Annotated in this window: 1 protein-coding gene; it reads right to left on the reverse strand. The window is 66.1% G+C overall.

The window, feature by feature from the left end; genetic code table 11:
* Positions 1-1,122 (reverse strand): GAF domain-containing protein (locus C446_RS16240; protein ID WP_006674215.1); only part of this gene is annotated, 1,122 nt, incomplete at its 3' end.
* Positions 1,123-1,194 lie beyond the last annotated feature (72 nt).

Raw genomic sequence — 1,194 nt, forward strand, 5'->3', positions numbered from 1 at the left:
CCGCCCCTGCCACTCGGAGTCCGTATAGCCCGTGATATCCTCGAACGCCTCGTTGGCGTAGACGATCGGGTTGTCCGGTCGATCCGGGTCGGTAATGGTTACCCCAACGGGAGCCGCTTCGAGCGCGCGATCCTTGAGCCGGAGCCGGCGTTCGTACTCCCGGCGCTCGAAGACGTGACTCACCCACCGAGTCACGAGATCGACGAACGTCCGTTCCGGCCCCGAGAACGACGACCGGGGTACGGGATCGGCGAAACAGACCGTCCCGTAGAGTTCGCCGTCGACCTCGATCCGTCCACCCACGTAACAGTCGACATCCCAGTCCTCGTAGCCTGGATGGTCCGCGTACCCCTGTTCGGGGACATCGGACAGCGTCAGAATGTCCCCGGAATCGACGACGTCGCGACAGAGCGTCCGCTCGAGGACGGTCTCGTCGCCCGCCTCGGCGAGTCCGCCGACGGCGTGTTCGATCTCGTAACAGCCGGTTTCCTCGTCGATGTGAGCGACGATGCCGTTCTCGAGGTCGAGCCGATCGCAGCCGAGCTCGAGCAGTCGCCGAATCTTCTCCTCGCTGCTTGCGTCCTCGTCGGACGTGATCTCGTGTACCGCTCGCCGGTAGCGTTCACTCTCGGCGAGCTGCTGGGTCCGGTCGGCCGCCGCGGTCGCCAGTTCGTCGACTGCCTCGGCCAGGTCGCCGACCGCGTCTGAGCGTTCCGCGTCGAAGTCCGAGCTCCTGATCTGCGCTCCCTCGCAGTCCCAGTCCCAGTCACGGTCCCAGTCCCAGTCCCAGTCCTCGAGTCGGTCCAGGTTCGTGACGTCGAGATCGGCGAACTGGTCGACGACGGTCTCGACGTCGTCGGCGAGCTGCTCGAGTGCGTTCCGGTCGTCGTCGCCGCTGACTGCGAGCCCGACGACGGGGACGAGCGGGAGACTCTCGCCGGGTATCCCCACCCGAATCGCGACCAGCACCGCCAGCACGGCGACGACGGTGAGGAACCACTCGCGGCCGAGACGTGCGAGCGTCGTCCGAGCTGCTCCCGAACGGCCACGGGACGGTCGGGAACTGCAGGACGGGGAACGACCGCGACGTGACGACCGGGACGGAACCGGACAGTATCGCATATCCCGCGTACGAACTCCGGCGGAATAGTTCGTTCGGAGGTCAGAGAAAGAAACAGTCACATTCAGCGGCTG

Origin of the sequence: Halobiforma nitratireducens JCM 10879, from assembly GCF_000337895.1 — an archaeon.
GTDB lineage: Archaea > Halobacteriota > Halobacteria > Halobacteriales > Natrialbaceae > Natronobacterium > Natronobacterium nitratireducens.